We start from the raw sequence: 21,642 nt of genomic DNA on the forward strand, positions 1-21,642 counted from the left end.
CTGCGTTCTTGGCACATTACGATGCCGTCTGGGGAGGGCGGCAACCATCCCATCTCATCTGGTGATCTGTGATGTGTCGGCCGGGCACGCGAGTGATTCCTCTTGGCGGAAGAACCACTTGCATAACCCCGCCGGCCGCGATCACCAGTCGGCGCGGTCCTCCTCGGGATCGCGCCGACGCTGGGCTCGTAACTCCGGTCGGGCTACGCCCTCCCTACGTCACGAGCCCAGCGAAACTCTCTCACCTTGATTGACGCTGCCTTCCATCCTGATCGCCGCGCGACAAGCTGACGCGGAGCCTTCGCATAGCGCAGTGCCAGATCCCGGCAGGTGAAGACGAACCCGAACGGGGTCTTCCATCCGAGCTGGGAGTGTGGTCGCGCGTCGTTGTAATCGGCCCGCCGGCACCCAGGCACGACACGGGCCTGGGCAGGGACGTAAACAGCGGCTCGCCCCGCAGCTGGCCATTGAAGTCTTCGATGCGCATTCTGCATAGGCTTGCCGGGCCCCATTTAGTGCCAGGCTAGGCGGCTCTGATCAGCCCACGACATGATGCCATTGCTGTCGGCCTCGCTGTTGTCGTTGACCACCATCTTGGAGTTGCCGCGCTCAATGGAGTTAAATCGGTTGCGCGATCAGCGGTTCGGACGCTGCAGACAGCCTGCGCGGCGGACGTAAGTCCGGTTCGCCGGCGGGGCGGAAGGCAAGCGGGGACCTAGCTGATCGAGAGATCGAGAAGCTCACGCTCAAGAAGCTCCAGCACGAGCAGTTCGGACAGTCCTCCGGAGCGAGGCGCATTGCTGGACTGGCTCGAGCTGCAGCTCGCTGGCCTGGAGGAAAAAGCTGGGCAGTCCAGACCGGTCTCAGGTGGCTGCGGACAAGATGGCGGTGCCATCGTTCGAGCGCCGCAAGCCAGCCCGCCGGCCACTGGCGGAGCATCTCCCACGGGAACGCATCGATCTATGCGCCACCTGCGATCTGCCCATGCATGCCTCCGGGCTGGGAATTGTCTGAGCCGTATCCTGGCGCGCTTTGGATAGCCAACGAGCCACCCTAGGCGGTATGCAAACAAAGCTTCGGCAACTTGCCACTTCATCGTCGGCCCCGCGATAGGAGTGCTGCGGTACAAACAAGCCCGCGAACCGCGCATGTCGGTCATCCACTCTGCCGAGCGTGGCTTTCCTCAAACAGACCGGAGCACCTTGTTTCTAAGCAGAACGTCGCCCTCAATCTCTCGCGGATACAGAGTAACCACTTCGAACGCGGGAAGGAGGTCAAGGATGGAGCGCAGTGAAAGCTGGCCTTCGTACAGTTCGCGGTCACTATACTCGGTGTAGATGAACCGTGTTCTGCCCAGGGTTTTCTGACCGCCAGCGATTACGTCCGACTCAGCTCCTTGAACATCCATCCAGATTAGATCAACAGGGCCGCTGAGACCAGCTTCGCCGCTCCAGTCATCCAGTCGCTGGGTCTCGACCAGAATCGAGTCATCAAAGCGAACCCAATCATATTCTGAAAGGTGATTTTTGGGTCTACGTATGGAGCCCGATAAGTCCCACCCCCTCGCATCTCCGTCCCCATTGCTCGGATGAAACTCGATGGTACCGTTTCGATCACTGATGGCGAGCTGCATGAGCGCCACGTTGGGTCGAGCCAGACGCTTATTCTCCTTGAAGCGAGCTATTGCGCGAGGGTCAGGTTCAAAGCAGTATACGCTGGCGTCTGGACACAGCTCAAGAAATCGCTGTGTGTCGCTACCATCATTGCATCCAATGTCCAAGATAACCGGGCATGTGACCCGAAGATGAGAAACGATCTTCTGGTGTATTTCCAGTGTAGGTAACGACTCTAGCATCTGTCCTTATCCTTTTCGTTGCGATGTGTGTTAACCGGTGGAACCAGGAGCCTGGGAGGTGCTGGCGGGTTGCTCAATAAGGGCACTCGTCGAGTAACGAGTAACAACGTTGAGAGGGCAATGGCAGCTCTGTTGCGAGGCTCTGGCGGATCATTGACCGGGGTAAGTAGCCTTTGGCTCAGAGCCGCGTTCACAAGTGGAAATTGCGAGGTCGAGGAAACGGTGCGGCTACCCGAGAGCACGCGATCGGAGGCGAGACAGGCAACCCTATGGTTGGATAGAGCGTCCACAATCGGTGAGATCTGGCCAAGCAGTAGGCAAATAGGAGCGTATCAACAATCGTGTTTCCGGTAGCGTTCTGCGCCCTAATATTCATTGAGGGATCTCTATTTGCGAGCTCGCACCGAGCTGCTGCTTACTATTGCGCGGCCCACCCTCGGCTGTACAATCGATTTCAATGATGGGCTATATTTGGCTAATGGATAGTTGGCCTCCAGAGGCCAGCGAAAAGGTCATTTAAATACAACACACGCGCAATCACCGTCCGATGGTGGCGCCTGGGGTCTGGCCGCGTGCTGCCGGGCGTACGGGGCCACCCGCACTCGCGATGATTATGGTCATTCAAACTTAGGTGGGGACCCGATGCCCTGCCCTCTCTAAGTTGATGTGCGACACCACGATGGCACGTCACTTACAAAGATGGCATCAATGGCCGTTGACATACTGCCGAGTGAACGGCTCCGGTGCTCGGTTTCAAGACCTATGTTCATACCAACTTGTGCACCGTGCAGGCCGCCGCGCCATGACAGGGTGCGAGATGACGGCCATAACGGCTGCAACTAATAGCTCAGAGCCGCATTAAAGGTCTCTCGGTCGAGCTCGCCCTCGGACGAGGCAACGATCACGCAGGCCACGCCGTTGCCACAGAGGTTGGTCAACGCGCGGCATTCGCTCATGAACTTGTCTATGCCCAGCACGATGGCCATGCCCGGCACGAGCCGTGGATCTACGACCGCGAGCGTCGCCGCCAGCGTGATGAAGCCTGCACCGGCGATGCCAGAGGCCCCCTTCGAGGTCAGCATCGCCACGAGCAGGATCGTGAGTTGCTGGCTGAACGTCAGATCGTAGCCGAGCGCCTGCGAGATAAAGAGCGTCGCTAGCGTCATGTAGATGTTGGTGCCGTCGAGATTGAACGAATAACCCGTGGGCACCACGAGGCCGACCACCGATTTTGAGCAGCCGAGACGTTCCAGCTTCTCCATCAAGGACGGCAGCGCGCTCTCCGAGGACGAGGTGCCGAGCACGATCAGCAGCTCGTCCTTGATGTAGGCGAGGAACTTGAAGATCGAGAAGCCGGCAAGGCGCGCGATAATGCCGAGCACCAGGAGCACGAATAGGGCCGCAGTGACGTAGAAGGTCGCGATCAGGCCCATCAAATTGAGGATCGCGCCGGTCCCGAACTTGCCGATCGTGTAGGCCATCGCGCCGAAGGCGCCGACCGGCGCCGCGCGCATTACGATCGAGATCACGCCGAACACCGCATGCGCGGCATCATCGATGAAGCTGCGGATCAAATGGCCGCGTTCGCCGAGCCCCAGGATAGCGAAGCCGAACAGGACGGAGAACAGCAGCACTTGCAGGATCTCGCCTTGCGCGAAGGCGCCGACCACGGTGTCGGGAATGATGTGCAGGATGAAGTCGACCGACTTCTGGCCTTCGGCCTGCTTGGCGTAGTTGGCGACCGCCTGCGCGTTGGCCGCCGCACTGCCGAAGCCCGCGCCCGGCCTCACGACATTGCCGATGATGAGGCCGATGATGAGCGCGAAGGTGGAGACGACCTCGAAATAGACCAACGCCTTCACGCCGATGCGTCCGACCTTCTTGGCATCATGGATATGGGCGATGCCGGAGACGACGGTGCAGAAGACGATCGGAGCGATCACCATCTTGATCAACTTGATGAAGCCCTCGCCCAGCGCCTTGATCCAGTCATTAGTGGCCAGGTGCGGCCAGCGCCAGCCGACGATGCCGCCGAGAGCAATTGCCGCCAAAACCTGGACATATAGCATTTTATGTGAGCGGGCTCCGGCACGCGGCTGCTCGGCGCGCCCGACGCCTCCAATGGGTTTGGTCATGTCTCCATCCTTCCTGGCGATCGGCTCCCAGTGTGCAGAACGAGCTTTGGCGTTGGCAGCGCCAGTGAGGCATAGTGGCCGGCATGTTATTGGGGCATGTGGGCGTGCTCAGGAAGGCGGCTTAAGCGGTTTCGCCTCAGGCCGATCCCGAGTTCATTCGAGTATTTTTAGGCTGTCGTGGATCAAACCAAAAAGAGCCAGCGATTGAGCTGTTTTTGCGCAGCCTCGTCGCCACCGGTCAGCGGGCAATAGCTGCCTTACACGCTCCCAGTCTAGGTGATCCAAAATCACGACCTTCATCTCCCAGTCGCAGCGTTCCGCCAAGAGGGTCTGTGGGCGTAAGCGCAGGTACTTCACTATTTCACGTTCCTGCATCCAATGTCTAAGGGCGCCTCGCTAGAGAAGACTGCGTTCTTCTTCGAGATCGATCAGGCTGCGTGGCGCATGATAGTAACGGGATGAGGAATCTGGTTATTCCCGGGCATCTGGATCATGCAGACGAAGTGTGCATGCGGACCTCCCCTATTCTCGTGAGCTTTGCCCTAAAAGAGCAAACTGCGTGCCACGAGTGTTACTGTTCAAGGAGAGCCTTATTATTGCGGAGACCATGGGGTGCGTAAACGCAGCCGATTGATTGCGGGTAGCAAGACGACTAATTGTGCAAGAGCTCTGGTAACGGTGGCCGGGCGGCGATCGTCTCACATCATTCACCATCTGGATGTGTCGCATCAATACAACCGATTGTACCAATCTGGAAAGATGAGCAAAGACGAGGAACGGAACGGCGGAATTGTCGCATTCGTCGCAATGATTACGTCAGTTTCGTCGGAGGGTGCACCAATCGGTCGGGAAGCCTTCGAGCCCGATCGGGTCAGCCCAACTGGCGCTCCGCGGGTCGTAAATCGCATGCCGAGGCATCATGTTTCATTGCTCAGCACAATCAACCGAGTGTAGTTCGCAGGCGCTCAAAGGAGCGCCGCGAGACCTAAGCCTTGATTTTGCTAAAGGCATGCTCATCATCTTGGTGATCATCGGACATTTGATACAATACGTTATTTGTAGAAATAACGAATATTGGCATTCGCCTTACTTCAAGTTCATCTACATGTTTCACATGCCGCTCTTCATGGCGATAAGCGGCTATTTGTCCCACGGAGCGCTAGTTTACAAGTCGCTGTCGCGCAGCGTCGCTGATCGTGTGAAGCAATTGTTGCTGCCGGCGCTATTTTGCGGCACGCTTCTCGAAGCAATCAAGTTGGGGGCGTTCAAGCTAGCTACGGGGTCAGTGCCAACAAGCCTGCGTGATGTACTGTTTGACCTTGCGAAGGAGCTAGTAGGCTCATATTGGTTCATTTGGACCACATTTGCCTCATTCCTCGTCATGAGGAGTCTTTTCGCGTTGTGCGGCCGGGTATCGGCCTGGGTGATTGGCACGTCAGCGATCTTTGTTGCCCTCACTCCGTTGACAGTTTCGATAGTGCCATTGGCGCGATACACTTACCCATTCTTTTGCCTTGGAGTCGTGTTCGCTCATTCGAAGGAATGGCGGACGGCCATAATCTCACGATACAAATCGCTCTTGATGGTCTTGCTTAGTGGAATGGCTTGTGCGTGCTATTTCAACTGGAACAAAACAACCTACGCCTACAACAACCTAGTACTGGTTCACGATACAAAGCAAGTGTTGCTTATGTTTCTTGGCTCTGCATCTGCCTCGGCAATTGCAATGGAAGTGTTGCTGCAGGTCTGGCGCTTTGGCTGTTCTAGTCGCGTGGTTCTCTTCGTTGCGGTAGGTCTTGGGCAGCGTACGCTGGTCCTTTATCTGATCCAGGGCGCCGTGTTCCGCTTGATGGACTTTATTTCGTTTGAAAGACCTTTCGAGCTATCAGTTAGAATCGCAATCGCTGCGGCGCTAGGGGCGGGAATTGTTGTCATCGCCGCAGCGATTCAGTGGATTGTGCGCGGCCTTCGAAGGATCTGGGAGTGTCGCCGGAGCGCTACTCGGATCGCTATTGGCCGTGTGGCCTCCGTTTGGGACAGAAGCGTTTAGCGTCGTGACGCCAGATGTGCCATCTTCGAACGCTTCCTGACCGATGGTCGCATCGAGCTCGACTCCAACATCGTCGAGCGCGCCATCAGGCCACAAACAATTACGAGAAAGAATAGTCTGTTTGCCGGCAGCGACGGCGGCAGACGAACCTGGGCGACCATCGCGACACTGTTGCAGACAGCGAAGAAGAACAACGTCGATCCGCTCGCTGGCTTGCTCTCACGCTTCAGCGTATCGCCAACGGCTGGCTGAGCAGCGAAATCCACGCCCTTATGCCATGGAACCACGCCATCTGACGGCCTCACCCTGCCGCTTACACTTGTGCCGTGGTTGGACACGATCATTCCTGGCTTGTCGCGTCGCTCGACGATCGCCGTCAGTTCGCGGGCGACGCGCCATCCTGAGATCCACTGGAGAACCTGTCTTGCACAAAGTCCAGCGACGGCTCGCGTTGGGCCACGCCTCGACAAGGGTCGTGGCACGGTCCCACGGCTTTGTGGCGAGCCCGCCGCTGGCGGACGGGGGGCCTTTCCCGCGATAAAAGTCACTAGATCCGGTTAGTTGCCGGGGCTCTCCCTCGCTGCCGCGGCTCGGCTAGTGCCGGCTATTCGGCTCGTGGATCGCTCAACCAGCCCCGCAGAGCCGTGCGCATGGTGACAGGAGCTAGCGCGATCATCCACTCTTACCCGACCTATCTGAAACCCACTTGGTAGCCGCACACACCTGGTGGATTAAATCGAAAACCGTACGCGAGCTCCAGGGGATATCAGAAAGATAAGAGAGACGAATTCGCGGCTGAGCAAGTTAAATAGCGTCCCATTTGCAGGAGATGCTCGCGCCTGATCGCTGTAAGGTAGACACACATGAATGGATCACCGCACCACGATAAGCTCGTGAGAGCCGAGCGATGCAGCGCACTAATCCAGACTCAACTCGTCAAAACGCGATGTCGTGACGGCAGGCGCAGAGCTCGTGTGGTCCGCGGGGCACCATGCTTTGAGAGTTGCATAATGTGACGCTTGTGATTGGGCAAGCCAGACGAGATACAGACATCAAATGCGATCGCGAAACCGCCAAATCGGGTTAGGGGGGCTCAAGCTCTATTTGCGCCCTTCCCTTCAAGGGTGAACGAGATGCAGCATCCTGCCCGGGGGGCGACGAATTTACCGAGATGTTGTGGAATACGGGAACGACCCCGCACGTTCCAATCCACATGGAACACGAGAGAATTGCACTGGCCCGATAGCGAAGGTTTGTCGTTGCCCACGACTGCTGCTTCGGGCGCAGGCCCCCTGAAGGGCGGATCACTAGCTAATGCCATCATCAATGGCGTGGTTACGAGAGGGATAATAATAGAGAGCCATCGAGTTAGGACCCTGATTAGCGCCGGTGACCGAGAGGCAAGCCAAGTTTTCGCGCCTTCTGACGCAGCGACCCAACGGTACGCTTTGTAAGCTTTGCAATTTGAATGACCGGTGTTTTGGCCCTTGAATGGGCGCGGAGTTCCTTCACGTCCGCTCTACTGTACTCGCGTCGCGCAATCTTCTTTTTTACCTGTTTTGCCATACTTGCTCCGGTGTCCTATTTACGCGAACAATATCAGGAAGGCACCGGTCTTGCCAAGGCTTACAAGCACTTCTGGGATGCATTCGCTAGTCGGCGGCCGTGCCAGCCTCATTCGTGAAGAGCGGCATGTCTTCGGCGGCATCTTTTATCGCCACCCCGGGGGAAGCGCCTGAATGTGCCAGCGTCGCATTTGCATCATCAGCAAGGATTGATCCGCGAACAGTCGGGACTTGCGAGCGCATGATGGATCGGGAGTATCTGTTCGCAGTCGCATCAACCGTTCCTCTCGCTTGAAAGCAAGTGAGCCTGTATAGCGCGACAATCTGGGTGGGGAGCTTCCACCCTAATTGCCGCGCGGCATGAGCCTGAGAAATCGGGGCGCAGCGAACGTGTTGATCTCCCACGCAAGTTAGGCGGCGCAGTGTCGAGCATTGTAAGCGAACTATCCATCACTTCGGGTGCAAGCTATGGTTGTTCTCACTTAGCCGGACGTGACCAAGCGCAGCGTTGGATCGGTAGCACCGGAATTATTCTCTGAGCAGTTCGCGCGCCGGGCATCCGTCGGATCAGGACCAGAAAAGCTCAGGGGATCGTCTGAACTTGTGGGCACCCGGCAGCGGCCATGCTTCATTGCCTTGCCAAAGTACGGTTCTTCGATTTCACTGTATGTCCCTTTGAGAAGCGGCACTCCTCGTTCGTTGGGGAAGCGTAGTGAATAAGGCCGGCGCGGTAGGCTTCTCTGATTGCCACAGTGCGCGTACTTGTACCCATCTTTCGCATAATGTTCTTCATGTGGAAGTCGACTGAATTCCCGCTGATGTGGAGGAGCCGGCCGATATGCCAGGAAGACCTGCCTTCCGCCGCGTGCAAGAGGATCTCTTTTTCACGTGGAGTGAAAGTAACATTCAGATATCGGTTCTCATCTGGTAGGGGCGCGATAAGGCCATAACCGATGTGGAATTGAGAGGCCAGTGCGGCGAGGTGAAGTAAGGAGCCTTTCGGATCAGCCCGATCGCTTTCGGAGGCAAACAGCGCCACGGATACATGGCCCTGCGCTGCGAAAAGGGGAACGCTTATGCCGCGCTTAAAGCCCGCTATTTTGTAGAAATCCAGTGCGCGTTGCTCTTCTGGCAGCAATCGACATCGTGCAGACAGCTCCTCCCAGCATATTGGGCGTGAAAAACGCCGTGATCGATGAATTGCGGGGTCTATATTGCCGTATTCGTGTTCTGCGTAGGGCTTACTCCAGTGGGATGGAAAGTTCGAGGCGATCATGGGGGCAGGACTTTCACGAAGGCGTTTGGGCGGGGCGTATGTTACTGCCGCATATGCTACTGAACCGAAGCCCAGCTTTCCTGCTTTGCTTACCAGCATTTGGAACAGAGGTGAAAGCGACTGCGTGTTGGCTGCGCAATTGATCAAGTCGTAGTTCATAGCTGCCACGCGATGGGTTCATGCTTGGGGAGTTGATTGCGGGGTAGACGAGCGGTCCGACTGATATCGACTGTCATCCGTCTCCCGGTGGCCGCCGAGATGAGGACCAGCGGGCTTGGTTGTAGGTCCTCACTCCGAGACGGTAGTAGCGACTGCCTTTCTTGGCGCTTTGGCATAAGACTGGGTGCGGGCGGTGGCGTCGCTCCTACGGTGTGATGCGCCGCTTGTTCCGACTCGTGCAGGACGAGCGGGATGTATCCGGCGGACCGGCGCTGCGGAAGCCGGCGAGCAAAACTAACGACGTGCTGCCTAAAGGCCCTGCTTTGTTTAAGGCGCGTGCGGCGTCCACATAGGCTCGGATGAACGCAAAGACGTAACTTTTTAGGTAATCGCGAGGTCAGCGTCGCGCGGTTGTCGTGAGCATTCACAACTCTATGACCGGGTTTGACGCGCTTTCTTGCGGTGTTCCTATTGCGTATGCGCCGCTGTTCGGTGTCTGAGTGGGGACAAGCTACGAAGCCATTGCTCATGTGGATCTCCAACGCTTTTATGCTCGGTGAGCAAGTTGCGTGCCGCTGGGTCGACCAGCTGCATGCAGGCGCCATGTTACGATTGTTGTTAAGAATGCCGTGGTGATGCGCGTGCTTAGGAGCACAATAGAACTAGCGGGTAATGCACAGCTGATGGGCGAGAGCGGTGACTTCTGTTCTTGAAGATGGAAGTCTTCGCTTGTGATCGCGAGCAGGCGATCACAATGAAACAGGGACTATGGGTCAGCCGAAATGGCCCAAGGGGTATCGATCGGATGCCACGCGAGCGCAGTTGCCCAGAGCTCGCTAACTTCCTGAGGAAATCCGTTATCGCTTAGGAGCGGCTCTGGCCGAGAGACCCTGACCTAAGCGGCACGTTTGAATCAGGTGTGTTGATTTGGGTTCCGTTCTCAAAAGACGATCGCCGATCTTCGGGCATGACAGTCGGGCGCGCTGCAATGTTCTATCGTGAGATCTCTTGGCCGCCGCATGCCCGGGCTAAGCGTGGTGCCCGCTCTCAGCGGTATCGAAGGCACCGTCAAGCGGCTAATAACACCAGCGTATACGGTGCTCAGATGCGGCGATTTACGCCGTCTAGCGAGGCCTTGCTTTAGCGGAATATTGGGAGGTAAGCGTCTTGTCAGTCACTCTGCTGAGCCAAGACAAATTGTGAGAGATCAACGCTAGTTATGGAGCGATCTAAAACAAACAGTTGTTGGGACCCAAGGGGCTCTCGCTTTAGCTCATTCAAGTCAGCCGAGCACGGCTGGCGCGGTGAGGTGTTTCGTTTCAGACGAGGAGCACAGAGGTGTGCCCCCAAAAAAACGTCGCATGCGCGCTATCCAACGCCTCTGTACGAAAAGGGACCCGGCTCGGCCGGCCCACCGTCCTCGGCCGCTCGTTTCGCTCCTGATCTCAGCGGTGACTACCGCTTGCGCGAATGCCATCGCAACCGTACCTCGGCTGGCCTCGCTCCCCGGGAAATACAAGGATGGTTGCGGAACGGTGGTCATGGCCGGTGGGCTCGCTTCGAAGGAAATGCCAGAAGAGCGTTCCGTGGTCGGGCTGCCTGTCCATCGCATGGAATTTATCTAGTCTTGGCCAGAACTCGACGCTCATTTGGCAACTTACTTCTATGCGACGGCATGCAGGGCAGTGAGTTCATCTTGTCGCCTCTCAGCGTGTCCCCCTCTTCTCTCTTGGTTAGTCGAGGCACGGCTCTTGCTGCCTACAAAGAAGCATCACCATCCCGCCTCCCTTGTGGTGATGTTAGGGGCGGGTTCGGCACGACCAGCTGCTGCCGGACCGCCCCGACGATCGTAGACGATAACAGATGAGAGTGGGCCTTAGGCCAACCTATTTGTGATTCGCGGCACGTGCCGTGCAAAGCGCTGTGTCCTTGCTGCATGGTCGCAGTTCGCTCCATGCTCCGTGACGCCGAACGTCTTGTGATCTGCGAGAAGATGGCGCGTTTAGCGGTGGATGATCGAGCCGTTAATCCGCGCGCAAGGGGCTGGTTCGCGAGCTCGCTTTGCAGGGGTGCCAAAGGACCGCTTGTCGGGTCTCAAACGAGGGCTCGTTGATGGAGCCGAATCGACTTGTTCTCTCGGCGATCTCGAAGCGCTGTCTGCCGTTGTGTTAGGTAGGAGCATGGGTATTGTGGCATGCCGTCGCTCATCCTCGCGGCTGCCTTTGATTGCCTCGATCAGAAGCGAAGTGTCCGCTGGTTCGCTTCAACAGAGTAGAAGCTTGTAGTGCAACGAGTAGCTGTTACGTTCTGTTACTCGAAGAACTGTGCTGCTTCGAGGACCTCGCAGCAAGTTCCTGATGGACCGTACTCGTTCGTGCGGCCCAATCAGTGGGACGTGGAGTTACGGTCTCGATTGGGCGCGTGATGATGTAAGAGCCCAGAGCCGCGCGACGATGCGTGGGGCAAAATTGATGCTCTCCCTTGCGCCTCAACCCAAAAGCGCTGACACTCAGCCTGGCTCGAGTCTAATTGGGGCCGGCCTTGGAGTTCTGCAGCTACGAGATCAGCGACAAACTCTTATGATTTGCGACCAATTCGAGATCGTGTTCCGTGGCGTGGTGTAGCTGAGTGCGGGTCACCGCGTTCGCCGGCATGGGCCGGATCGGTCGCTGGCGATTGCCGGGAAGCTGACGGCGGGATCATCGCCCAACGGGGCGATGGTTTCCAGTGTCATGTAGCGGCCGCGCTGGACCGCCCACTCGTCGTTCTGGTCGAGCAGGATCGCACCGACGAGGCGTCGATGGCGTCTTCATTGGGGAAGATGCCGACCACTTCGGTGCGGCGCTTGATCTCGCCATTGACCCGTTCGAGCGGATTGGTAACCGGTATGAGAGTTCTCGGTGCCAACGTTCCGCTGCGGTGTTCGACATCGTGGCGTATGGTGCGACCATCGGGACAGAGGCACCGGGAGCACGAAGGTGCGGGCAGGCCGATACACACGATGAGCCGAGAGCTCGTGTTAGTAGCTGGCCGCCTCTGCGACTTGCCCGGTTGCGCCGTGAGCGCGAGTCCGTAGTTGTCGTGTCGCCCGCCGCTCCCGCAATAATCAACGGAAGGGAGGACGCGCAGATGCGACGCGTGATTGGTATCGATGTTCACCGAACCTTCGGCGAGGTGGTAATCTGGAAAGACGGCATCCTTCGACATGCGGGCCGGGTCGACATGACCCGGGCCGCCCTTGAAGGATGGGCAAGAGTCTGCGGTCGACCGACGAAGTGGTGATCGAGGCGACTGGAAATAGCATGGCGGTGTCGCGGGTGCTGACGCCATTCGTGGCGCGGGTGACTATCGCCAATCCGTTGCAGGTGAAGGCGATCGCTCAGGCGCACGTCAAGACTGACAAGATCGACGCCGGTACACTCGCCAGCCTGCAGGCGGCGGGCTCCCTGCCGCAGATCTGGACGCCTGATGCGGAGACCGAACGCAAGCGCAGGCTGGTGGCGCGGCGCTACCAGGTCGTGCGGCATCGCACGCGGCTCAAGAACGAAGTGCATTCGATCCTGAATGCGCACCTGATCCCAAAGTGCTCGCATGCCGATCTTTTCAATGCCCGCGGCCGGGCGTGGCTGGCCGCTCAACAGTTTCCGGACGATGAGCGCGCGGCGATCGATCGGCACGTTCGTGAGCTCGACCGGCTGGCGGAGGACTTGGCCCTGCTCGACCGCGAGATCGCGCAGGACGCCATCGACGATTCCGCGGTCAACAGAGTGATGACGATCACCAGCGTGAATGTGACAGTCGCTACCGGGATCGTGGCGGCGATCGGCGACATCAGCCGGTTCAGCAGCCCGCAGAAGCTGGTGAGCTATTTCGGGCTGAACCCGAGGGTGCGGCAGTCGGGACTGGGAGCCGCCCATCACGGTCGAATCAGCAAGATCGGCCGCAGTCACGCATGCGCCATACTGGTTGAGGCGGCCTGGGCAGCGGCCAAGGCGCCCGGTCCACTGCATGCGTTTTTCGTGCGCATCCGTGCGCGGCGTGGCCACCAGATCGCCGCGGTCGCCGTGGCTCGGAAGCTCACTGTGCTCTGCTGGCATTTGTTGACAAGGGGCGAAGATTACCTGTGGGCCCGCCCAGCGATGGTCGCCAATAAGACCCGCGCGATGCAACTTCAAGCCGGACATCCGCAACAGAAAGGCAACCGGCGTGGACCAGCCTATACCTGCAACATCAAGGCGCTGCGCGATGGCGAGATGTCGATTGCCGCCCAGGCGGAGCGAAGCTACGAACGGTTCATGTCGCAATGGAAAGCGCGGCGGCCAAAAACCGGCGCGCGGGCGCCTCAGTTCGGCAAGACAAAATAGGGCAGTCCGGTGACGCTTGCAGCCGACGCGTCACGCTTCGCCACGAGGTCGCCCGCGCCCAACAATCATAATCGCAGCTGACGGCAACTTCCAGCCGGGCCAGTCCCGTTCCACGCAGCCGCCGTGCTCGGGCGGATCATGGCCAAGCCTTGCGGTAGCCGCAAATGCGGCCAGCCTTGACCGCCCCTGCGCGCGGCGGCTGCGTGATCGGTGGCCGGGACGGAAGAATGACCCGCGCGACCGAACAAAAGAATGGACTTACAGCGATTTTCGCAGTCGTCGTCTCGGTCTGAAGAAATCGCTTGTCCATCTCATCCGTCGAGTGCAGCTTGGCGCGATGCGCGGCTGGGAAGCTCATGTAGGCGAGCACGTCGGTTTCGGCCTCGTCGAGGAAGGCGGCGAGCTTCGGGAGCTTGGGGCGGAGCTGGTCGGTGATGCGCCGCCATTGCGCCCGCGCCTCCTCGGCATGGTCCTGGGCAAAGGCGGTGGCGATGAAGGAGGAGACGACGCGCCGGCCGCTCTTGCCGGCATGCGCCAGCGCGTTGCGCATGAAGTGCACGCGGGGGTCGTTGAAAAAGCTGCAATTGGCTGATTCCGTTCTCGTCGGCGATTCGCGATTGGCGGAGCAAACGAGATGCTGGGGCGCAAGGAGCGGGATCAGTTGGAGCTCTTCATCACTGGCTCGCTCAGACAGCTCGTCCCAGATGAGCACGTGCTGGCACGGGTCGATCGTGTGCTCGACCTATCTTGGCTAAGGGAAGAGGTCTCCGACCGCTATAGCGCGAACGACGGTCGGCCGGGCGTCGATCCGGAGGCCGCGGTCCGCCTGATGCTCGCGGGTCTGCTCACCGGCATCGTACACGATCGCAAGCTGATCCGAGAGGCTCAGGTTAACATCGCCATTCGCTGGTTTGCTGGTTATGGCCTGCATGAGCGGCTACCGCACCATTCCAGCCTGACGCGCATCCGCCAGCGCTGGGGCGAAGAGCGATTCCGTAGGATCTTTAAACGCACGGTCCAGGCCTGTCTGAAGGCCAAGATCGCAACAGCCGAAGTGGTTCACATCGATGCGTCGCTAATCCGCGCCAACGTGAGTTGGGATAGCCTCACCGAGCAGCATGCGGTGGATGTGCTGAGCGAAAATCAAAGCGAAGATGAAAGCGAGGATGAGAGAAAGGGCCGGCAAAGCGGGAAGTACAAAAAGGTCTGCACGACTGATCCCGATGCGACAATGGCTACGAATGCCCGAAACCGGCGGCTGGAACCCGCTTACAAGCAGCACACTGCCGTCGATGACAAGGTCGGTGTCATTCTGGATGTCGCGGTCACGACTGAACAAACGAACGAAGGAGAGATGATCGAGCCGCAAGTCGATGAGATCGAAGCGATTACGGGCATCGACATCAAGGTCGTCACCGCCGATGCGGGCTATGCCTACGCTAAAGTCTACGGCGCGCTCGAGCGGCGCGGCATTGATGCCCTCATCCCAGCTAAAGCCGAACCAATCAAGAGTCGCGTACCGCTCAGACGCTTCCGGTACGATGCCAAGAACGACATCTTGAAGTGCCCGCGAGGACGTATCTTGCGCCCCGCGCGGCCCATCAAGCACGGCCGTTTCTTTTACGCGAAGGCGAAGGATTGCACCCGGTGTCCGCTCAAGCGGGATTGCCTATCCAAAGGGCGGGTTAACAAAGCGGTCGTTGTCGGTGACCATTATCCGGCACTGCTGCGCGCCCGCCGCCGTCGCGAGCGATGGAGTAAGCAGGATCGACATCTCTATCAACGCCATCGCTGGCGCTCAGAGGGATTCCACGGCGAAGCCAAAACTTGGCATGGGCTGGCGCGCGCCGTACGGCGCGGTCTACCGAATATGAAGATCCAGGCCTACCTGACGGCCGCCGCCATCAACCTCAAGCGGCTGGCAACCGCTCTCCTTGCGCTTATTCTGTCTTGGATTGTCCCTCAAAATGCGTTTGCGGCTTCAGATCGCGCCGTAGCGCGGGCTTTGACGCGAGGGCCATGATAGGCCGGTCGCTGCATCGCGCGAATCTATGGGCCACTTCTTCAACGACCCCACGCGGCAGCGCTGCCAGGAGGCGTTGAGCACCTTGGCCACGGTCGCCTTGATCCCCTCGTGGGCGTCGGAGACCACCAGCTTGACGCCGCGCAATCCCCGCCGCGCCAGCTTGTGCAGGAACGCGGTCCAGAACGTCTCGGCCTCGGACGGGCCGATGTCCATGCCGAGCACCTCGCGCCTTCCGTCGCTGTTGACGCCGACCGCGATGATCACCGCGACCGAGATGATGCGCCCGTTCTGGCGCACCTTCACATAGGTGGCGTCGATCCACAGATAGGGCCAATTGCCCTCGATCGGGCGGTTGAGGAAGGCCTTCACCTTGTCGTCGATCTCACCGCACAGCCGCGACACCTGGCTCTTGGAGATGCCGCTCATGCCCTTCGCCTGCATCTGGTCGTCGACCGAGCGAGTCGAGACGCCGTGGACATAGGCCTCCTGCACCACCGCGGTGAGCGCCTTCTCGGCCATCCGCCGCGGCTCCAGGAAGCCGGGGAAGTAGGAGCCTTTGCGCAGCTTGGGAATGCGCAGCTCGACGGTGCCGGCGCGGGTCTCCCAGCTCCGATCGCGGTAGCCGTTACGCTGGACCTGCCGCTCTTGGCTCTTCTCGCCGTACGCGGCTCCGGTCAGGCCCTCGACCTCCAGCTCCATCAGCCGGTGGGCAGCAAAGCCGATCATCTCGCGCAACAGATCAGCATCGGGGATCTTCTCTACGAGCGTGCGCAGGTTCATCATGTCGTCGGTCATCGGTGGTTCCTCGAGTCAGGTTGGCTGTCGCAATCCAAACCTTACCGACGAATCATCGGTGACCACTCGCAAAGCCGCTCGCTCGCTACAGCGCTATGGGGGAGCGCGCGTCGCGAGCGGCTTTGCTAATGAGCTACACCACTCCCTGGGACACGACCCCACTCTCGTCACTCCGAGATTAAGGAGGTAAGCCAGTTGCGAGTACCGCGTCGGAATCCAACGCCAAAAGGTGTGACGTATGCGCAATGCAAGCAAAGATGGTGTAAATGCTCGCCTCTCAGCGGGTAGTCGCAGGAGCGCCGGCTTGCCCTATCTGCCTCAATCAGGCCGTTTCAGCTGAAACAAGTTGCCTCGACCTGTACAACCCAAGTGGCGGCTGCAAGGTACCTTGCCACCTCATGCGGCAAGGATTCAGGTTGTTGATTTTGCTGGTATGTTGGAACGTGGTACTGTCGATCGAGGTGTGCCAGGAATATCGGAGCACGGTGATCTTCGGGCAGGCGAAGTCCTGAGCGGGAAGTCTGGGCTGGTCGCGCTCGTTTGCGGCTTTGTTCTCTACGTCAGGTTGAATTGCCGAATTCGGAGGGGTAGCTCGAGAAGAAAGCAGTGAGGGCCCGGGTCATACTTGTGTATACCGGAGCGGGCCTATAATCGGAAGTCCGTAGGTTTTGGGCGAGAGCAGTAATCGGCCCTCATCCCGGACCAAGCAGAGCCGTTATAAGGCCGAGAATCTAGGTTTTTTGGATTTGCCATGGTTCTGTTTGAAAGGATGGCACGTGAACGAGCGCTTGCAAGCATCGCAATTGGTGCCGGATCACAACGAAGCAGTGGTGCTGATTGTCGACGACGATGCCTCGATACGGAAGGCTCTTACGAACCTTTTCCAATCGGCGGGTTTGAAAGTGAAGGACTTTGCCTCCGCCGCGGAGATATTAAAAGCGGACCGCCCCGAGGGGCCGAGCTGCCTTGTGCTCGATGTTCGGTTGCCTGGATTGAGCGGTCTCGAGCTGCAATCCGGTCTCGCTAGCGCGAATATGCATACGCCAATTGTTTTCATAACGGGTCATGCGGATGTTCCAATGACGGTACAGGCAATGAAAGGGGGGGCGGTTGATTTCCTGACAAAGCCTTTCCGCGATCGGGATTTGCTTCGCGCAGTCCAGATTGCAATCGAAAGAGATCGACAAAGGCGAGAGCTTGAGAAGATGCGAGCCGGCGTGCGCTCACGCTTTGAAGGTCTGACGCAGCGAGAGCGTGATATTCTGACGCTGGTTGCGTCAGGGCTCTTGAACAAGCAAGTAGCGGGTGAGCTCGGCCTCGCCGAGATCACCGTCAAAGTCCACCGTGGCCAAGCCATGCGCAAAGTCGGCGCTAAGTCGCTCGCCGATCTCATAAGAATGATTGAGTTGCTGGGCCTGTCCCGCTCAAATGGAAACGTGCAAACCTGAGTACGAGCGGCGGCTCTCGGTTGGATAGCGCTGCAGCTAAAGGCTTTCCGCTTATAATGCCTCATCTCATCTCGATCATTGACGATGATCCGTCCGTTCGTGCCGCCACGAACAACCTTCTGTCCTCTCGCGGCTACGACGTTCAAGTGTTTGCATCCGCCCCAGAGTTTCTACGCTCGGAGGTGCTGGCTGCCACGTCGTGTGTAATCGCCGACATCCAGATGCCTTTCATGAACGGGCTTGAGCTGCTACGGCAAATGCGAAACGACGGTCGTCAAACGCCGTTTATCTTCATTACGGCCAATGCAGAGAGATCAGTTCGCGCCCGCGCAATCGAAGCTGGCGGTATTTGCCTTCTCGCTAAACCATTTACCACAATGACATTGATCAACTGCCTCATTGCAGCGCTCGAAGGACTTGACGACACAAGGAAATGAAAGCGACCACTCTTTGCGGAAAGCACCTCAACGGAATTGGTGAGTCTGAGATAATCGCCTGCACTCGCGGTACACGTTACGTCCTAATCGGAACTCTTGCAATTGCGATGCACGCGTGCGTTGACGGAGGCTCCTTGATGTTCAGTGCAGTTAATCTTGGCGGCCAAATCCTGCCGACGCGCTCATCTTACTGCGCAGTTTCAAGTGAAAGCTGTTTCCAGTTGAGGCGCTCGGGCGAAGTCGCACATCGTTGATCATGAAGCGGTCGCCGAACATCTTCGGCGGGTTTAACTCTCGGCCCTGGTCCCTAAAGGCTGAGCGTGGGCGAGTCGTACGCTTCCGGCGTCCGCTTCCTGACTATTGCCGAATAAGGGAGATTCGGTGGGCGGTGCGTCTTGAACGCGAATGCGATGGTTTTCCCCCTAAGGCGAGAAGTGGCCGTCAAGTTCGGAATGTCGGAATGTCGATTAACGTTCACAATTTCGGGGTTGCGGAGACGCGGGGAGCGCGCGTTCGGGCGTGATCTTCTTCCCGACTGTTGAAGCGCCAACTGTCGATTCCGCTTTCGATAATATCCTAATGAAGGTTCAGGTGGTCGAGCGGCGCGGTGGTCATCTTGGTGTGTCCGCAAGGACGCTCGGCCATTCCCGACTACCAGATTGGTGGTCACCAGCACGAGTGCGCTCGTAGGCGACCGATGAGGTGGAACAGGGAGCTGATTACCGGATTGGGCGAATGGCAGATTGCCGAGCTCGTCGAGAACAACGAAGTCCAACCGGGTCAGGTGATCGGCGAGCCGTCTTTGGCGGCCATCGCGGACCTCGGCTCCTAGCCTGTTGAGGAGGTGGACGTCCTTGTAGAAGCGGCCACGGGCGCCAGCGCGGACACAGCTGCGGGCAATTGCGATCGCGAGGTTAGTCTTGCCAGTCCCCGGGGCAACCAGCGTTGGCCGATGTCTAGGAGCCCGATTGAGATCCTCCCCGTTCCATCCGCAATGCGCAGCGTTAGTCGTCGTTGTCACCTTGCAAGCGGCTTGAGGGTGAGACCGATTTAGTTATCAGGCAACCTGATGGGATGTTAACGCTCCTGCCGGCATGGACGGTGCACCACCGCGTCCTTCCGATTGATCCCTGCTCCGCGGCTTGCGGTGGACGGTCGCTGGAGGTGCGCGCTCTTGTCGACGCGGTTTTATCCTCCTCTTAGGGTTATTCGTCCCATTTGTGGGGACGTCGTCGTGGCGAGCGCGTCACCTCACAGGGAGATCGGTTCGAGAGCCCTCCAAGATGCAGCAGCATTCCGATTGAAACTTGCCAGCAACGCTGGAGCTGTTGAAGGAGCTTCCTACCGAATCGCTCACCGACGGGGTGACCGACGCAAACGACATGAGGAGGACAGCGGTGAGCAAGAACACGCCTGAGCACGCTCCTCGCCGGGCCATCGTGCACGTTCGTCAGTCGGCGGACGACCAGGTTATCAACAACCGAGTGGACCGCGCCGGCAGTAAGGCTTAGGTGACGGTGCGCGGCAGCTTGGCTGGAGCGAGGTGAGCGTGATCGACCATGATCTCGGTCGCTTTGGTGGTGGCACCGCGCGTCGCGGGTTCGAGAAGCTGCTCGCCGCATTTGCGAAGGGCGAGTTGGCGCCGTGGTTTTGATTGAGGCCTCTCGGCTGGCCCGCAGGGCAGGCATCGTTATACACTCCTGGATTGAGACCACGAAGCAAAAGGCGCGCAGGAGTGAACTCTTCCATACGATATCTCACGGTCTCTCATGATCGGATCGAGAACGACCTAGCGCGACGGTCAGGGTGAGAGCGTATGTGGAGGCTCCCGAACGTGCGGTGGTTGCCCCGTGCAAATTCGCCCCCGGGGGGAACGGAGGAGAAGGCCGGCCGTGGAGCTGGCCGGGGTTGCGCAATGACCGGCTCCTTTCGTTACTAGGCATTTGCGACGTCGTCAGTTCGTGCTGTGCTGACGGCCGATGCAAGCAGCAGCGCGTTCGCCTGCTCGTTTCGCGAAGAGTTAAGGCGACGCTGAAGGGTTAGTAGGACCTTGTAAAATAGAGTATCCTGCGTGCAGTTTGGACAGAAGCTCGCTGCTCATCCGCCATGGTTCGGCTCCGCATCATGTTTGAAGTGCGACGGTCACACTAATGACGGGAACGATCAAGCTACGTACTCCTTCCCGGGTATTCAAAGCTCGAAGACCGCTGTTTTGATCGACGCGTCCGTGCTTCGGTAGCGCCAGCGGAAGGCCCGACGAAACGTGCCGCAGGGTGACCGTACCCCCGCCAGAGGTTCGTCAGGATCAATGGAGCGTAGCGTACGTTTGCCTCAGGCGGCAGGGCTCCATTGTCCGTCCCCCGAGTTGACACCCGGATGACGCGTGCCGAGCCACCACCTTCCGGCCGAGCTATTCGGGTCCTAAAACAGGATCAGCGTCGCCATAGCTTAGGAGTAAGACATCATTCTTTGTCCTCGCTCTCGCAGTCGAAGCGATTCTGACGCATGCTATTCAACCTTTCGAACACTGATCGCTCATTCTGGCCATAGAGCTTAATGCCAATGATGACTTCTCGCAGATGTGCTATATTGTAGCGTTTGGTTTGCTCGACCCAGCGGTCGAGCGTAGCATCGTCAAGCGATGGCTCCTTGGCTTTGAAGTAGGCGCGGCGGGTCTGGGCGGACGACATACCAACTTCCATGATGGTGTCAAAGCGAGAAGGGCGATCGACAAAGCGCCTGTCCAGACGGTCAGGGTGGTTGGTGGTCGCAACGTGCAGCACGTTCGCAGTTTGCGCGTTGCCATCGAGCAACGCAAGAAAGTGCTCAGCGCCCCATCTTTCCACGAGCTCGTCCAGATCCTCCATAACCATGACCACGGGCCGCTCGGGCTCAATGCGACGCAGCAGACCGACACACGCGCTAGCCAGTTGCGGGCGATCGATAAAGACAACTACGCCATTATGATCTCGGACAACGACCTGTGTCATTTGTCCGATTGCGCAGGTCTTGCCACTACCGGGAGGGCCCCACAGGAGCATGCCGCGCTTGTGCGTGAAGCCGTACTCGACGTACTTCTCGCGCAGAGCCCAGAACTTGTCGAACTCGACCAAAAGCCTCTCCGCGGCGGTGTCCGGCAAGTTCAAGAGCGTGTCAGTTACAGTCGGCACCTTTTCGAAAAAAACGGTGCAACTATTTTCGCGGCAGCGATAAGCACCTGCTGGCAATTCCAAGGAAGCGTCAGAGACTGGGAGGAAGGTCGTGCCGCTCCGCGCCCACAGCGCAGCATTAAGATGGAATTCGTGATCCATGTACTGGTCCACGCACTCGTCGACGCACTCGTCCACGCACTCGTCCTTGTTCTCGTTTACGGAGAAGGCCTCTTTCATGTACTTCCTCGATTGTTAGATGGAGTGTCAGAGTAAAGGGGTAGCAATAGTTGTGCCATCGCAAACGAGGTCCGTATAGCGACCGCGATCCTGACCGGCGGCAGTCACGTGGCTGGTGAAGGGAAGGCTTATGTATTCACCCG

The 21,642-nt window shown here is 58.5% G+C and carries 11 protein-coding genes and 7 pseudogenes; 7 read left to right on the plus strand and 11 right to left on the minus strand.

The annotated features are described in order from the left end of the window. Nucleotides 1–203: 203 nt before the first annotated feature. Nucleotides 204–512 carry an integrase core domain-containing protein gene (locus RPS27_RS01970; protein WP_128929896.1) on the minus strand — a complete coding sequence of 103 codons (309 nt, stop codon included), beginning with the start codon at nt 510–512 and terminating at the stop codon, nt 204–206. Nucleotides 513–867: 355 nt separating this feature from the next. Here RPS27_RS01970 and RPS27_RS39575 point away from each other — a divergent pair, with 355 nt between their 5' ends. After that, nucleotides 868–1,014: a hypothetical protein gene (locus tag RPS27_RS39575; protein ID WP_128929895.1), complete on the plus strand. Its 147-nt coding sequence runs from the start codon at nt 868–870 to the stop codon at nt 1,012–1,014. A 169-nt stretch (nt 1,015–1,183) separates the two neighbouring features. On the opposite strand, the gene RPS27_RS01975 is transcribed toward RPS27_RS39575, so the two are convergent. Beyond that, nucleotides 1,184–1,855: an FkbM family methyltransferase gene (locus tag RPS27_RS01975; protein ID WP_128929894.1), complete on the minus strand. Its 672-nt coding sequence runs from the start codon at nt 1,853–1,855 to the stop codon at nt 1,184–1,186. Between the two features lie 839 nt (nt 1,856–2,694). After that, nucleotides 2,695–3,924 (minus strand): C4-dicarboxylate transporter DctA, encoded by a 1,230-nt coding sequence (gene dctA / locus RPS27_RS01980; RefSeq protein WP_206733223.1) that lies wholly within the window; start codon nt 3,922–3,924, stop codon nt 2,695–2,697. A gap of 985 nt (nt 3,925–4,909) precedes the next feature. On the opposite strand from dctA, the gene nolL reads away from it, so the two are divergent. Further along, nucleotides 4,910–6,040, plus strand: a complete 1,131-nt coding sequence (gene nolL / locus RPS27_RS01985) for a nodulation factor fucose acetyltransferase NolL (RefSeq protein WP_128929892.1) — start codon at nt 4,910–4,912, stop codon at nt 6,038–6,040. A gap of 9 nt (nt 6,041–6,049) precedes the next feature. Next, nucleotides 6,050–6,336, plus strand: a pseudogene (locus RPS27_RS01990) (transposase domain-containing protein); the annotation flags it as partial. Here the strand turns inward: RPS27_RS01990 and RPS27_RS39580 are convergent. From RPS27_RS39580 to RPS27_RS02000, 3 genes and pseudogenes are all read right to left on the minus strand, one after another. Further along, nucleotides 6,316–6,619 (minus strand): annotated as a pseudogene (locus RPS27_RS39580) (IS3 family transposase); the annotation flags it as partial. The pseudogenes RPS27_RS01990 and RPS27_RS39580 sit on opposite strands and share 21 nt — an antisense overlap. 1,614 nt (nt 6,620–8,233) lie before the next feature. Next, on the minus strand, nt 8,234–9,040 hold the full coding sequence (locus RPS27_RS01995; protein ID WP_128929890.1) for a helix-turn-helix transcriptional regulator: 807 nt from the start codon (nt 9,038–9,040) through the stop codon (nt 8,234–8,236). A 2,635-nt stretch (nt 9,041–11,675) separates the two neighbouring features. Continuing rightward, nucleotides 11,676–11,935 (minus strand): annotated as a pseudogene (locus RPS27_RS02000) (transposase); the annotation flags it as partial. Between the two features lie 252 nt (nt 11,936–12,187). On the opposite strand from RPS27_RS02000, the pseudogene RPS27_RS02005 reads away from it, so the two are divergent. Further along, a pseudogene (locus RPS27_RS02005) lies at nt 12,188–13,404 on the plus strand (IS110 family transposase). Between the two features lie 312 nt (nt 13,405–13,716). On the opposite strand, the pseudogene RPS27_RS02010 reads toward RPS27_RS02005, so the two are convergent. After that, a pseudogene (locus tag RPS27_RS02010) lies at nt 13,717–13,966 on the minus strand (transposase); the annotation flags it as partial. Between the two features lie 72 nt (nt 13,967–14,038). Here RPS27_RS02010 and RPS27_RS02015 point away from each other — a divergent pair. Next, complete coding sequence (locus tag RPS27_RS02015; RefSeq protein WP_128929889.1) at nt 14,039–15,427, plus strand: transposase; 1,389 nt, start codon at nt 14,039–14,041, stop codon at nt 15,425–15,427. Nucleotides 15,428–15,478: 51 nt separating this feature from the next. Here RPS27_RS02015 and RPS27_RS02020 read toward each other — a convergent pair. Beyond that, nucleotides 15,479–16,225: pseudogene (locus RPS27_RS02020) on the minus strand (IS256 family transposase); the annotation flags it as partial. Between the two features lie 776 nt (nt 16,226–17,001). Between RPS27_RS02020 and RPS27_RS02025 the strand changes: the two are divergent. Both RPS27_RS02025 and RPS27_RS02030 read left to right on the plus strand, forming a co-directional pair. Continuing rightward, complete coding sequence (locus RPS27_RS02025) at nt 17,002–17,673, plus strand: response regulator transcription factor (protein ID WP_164934295.1); 672 nt, start codon at nt 17,002–17,004, stop codon at nt 17,671–17,673. A gap of 56 nt (nt 17,674–17,729) precedes the next feature. After that, a complete protein-coding gene (locus tag RPS27_RS02030) occupies nt 17,730–18,110 on the plus strand; it encodes a response regulator transcription factor (RefSeq protein ID WP_128929888.1) in 381 nt (126 codons plus the stop codon). Between the two features lie 307 nt (nt 18,111–18,417). Here RPS27_RS02030 and RPS27_RS39585 read toward each other — a convergent pair whose 3' ends face one another. The 3 genes and pseudogenes from RPS27_RS39585 to RPS27_RS02045 all read right to left on the minus strand — a co-directional run bounded on the left by RPS27_RS39585 (nt 18,418) and on the right by RPS27_RS02045 (nt 21,499). Next, nucleotides 18,418–19,131, minus strand: a complete 714-nt coding sequence (locus RPS27_RS39585; protein ID WP_128929887.1) for an ATP-binding protein — start codon at nt 19,129–19,131, stop codon at nt 18,418–18,420. A gap of 914 nt (nt 19,132–20,045) precedes the next feature. Beyond that, nucleotides 20,046–20,226: pseudogene (locus tag RPS27_RS02040) on the minus strand (hypothetical protein); the annotation flags it as partial. Between the two features lie 346 nt (nt 20,227–20,572). After that, a complete protein-coding gene (locus tag RPS27_RS02045) occupies nt 20,573–21,499 on the minus strand; it encodes an AAA family ATPase (RefSeq protein WP_128955128.1) in 927 nt (308 codons plus the stop codon). Nucleotides 21,500–21,642: the final 143 nt, after the last annotated feature.

It is taken from the genome of Bradyrhizobium sp. WYCCWR 12699, assembly GCF_032144035.1.
GTDB lineage: Bacteria > Pseudomonadota > Alphaproteobacteria > Rhizobiales > Xanthobacteraceae > Bradyrhizobium.

What these genes read in the sequence shown, in the direction of transcription:
- RPS27_RS02015 (WP_128929889.1), top strand. Translation starts at nt 14,039, where the DNA reads ATGCTGGGGCGCAAGGAGCGGGATCAGTTGGAGCTCTTCATCACTGGC.
- RPS27_RS01970 (WP_128929896.1), bottom strand. Translation starts at nt 512, where the DNA reads ATGGGGCCCGGCAAGCCTATGCAGAATGCGCATCGAAGACTTCAATGG.
- RPS27_RS02030 (WP_128929888.1), top strand. Translation starts at nt 17,730, where the DNA reads ATGCCTCATCTCATCTCGATCATTGACGATGATCCGTCCGTTCGTGCC.
- dctA (WP_206733223.1), bottom strand. Translation starts at nt 3,924, where the DNA reads ATGCTATATGTCCAGGTTTTGGCGGCAATTGCTCTCGGCGGCATCGTC.
- RPS27_RS01995 (WP_128929890.1), bottom strand. Translation starts at nt 9,040, where the DNA reads ATGAACTACGACTTGATCAATTGCGCAGCCAACACGCAGTCGCTTTCA.
- nolL (WP_128929892.1), top strand. Translation starts at nt 4,910, where the DNA reads ATGTTTCATTGCTCAGCACAATCAACCGAGTGTAGTTCGCAGGCGCTC.
- RPS27_RS02045 (WP_128955128.1), bottom strand. Translation starts at nt 21,499, where the DNA reads ATGAAAGAGGCCTTCTCCGTAAACGAGAACAAGGACGAGTGCGTGGAC.
- RPS27_RS01975 (WP_128929894.1), bottom strand. Translation starts at nt 1,855, where the DNA reads ATGCTAGAGTCGTTACCTACACTGGAAATACACCAGAAGATCGTTTCT.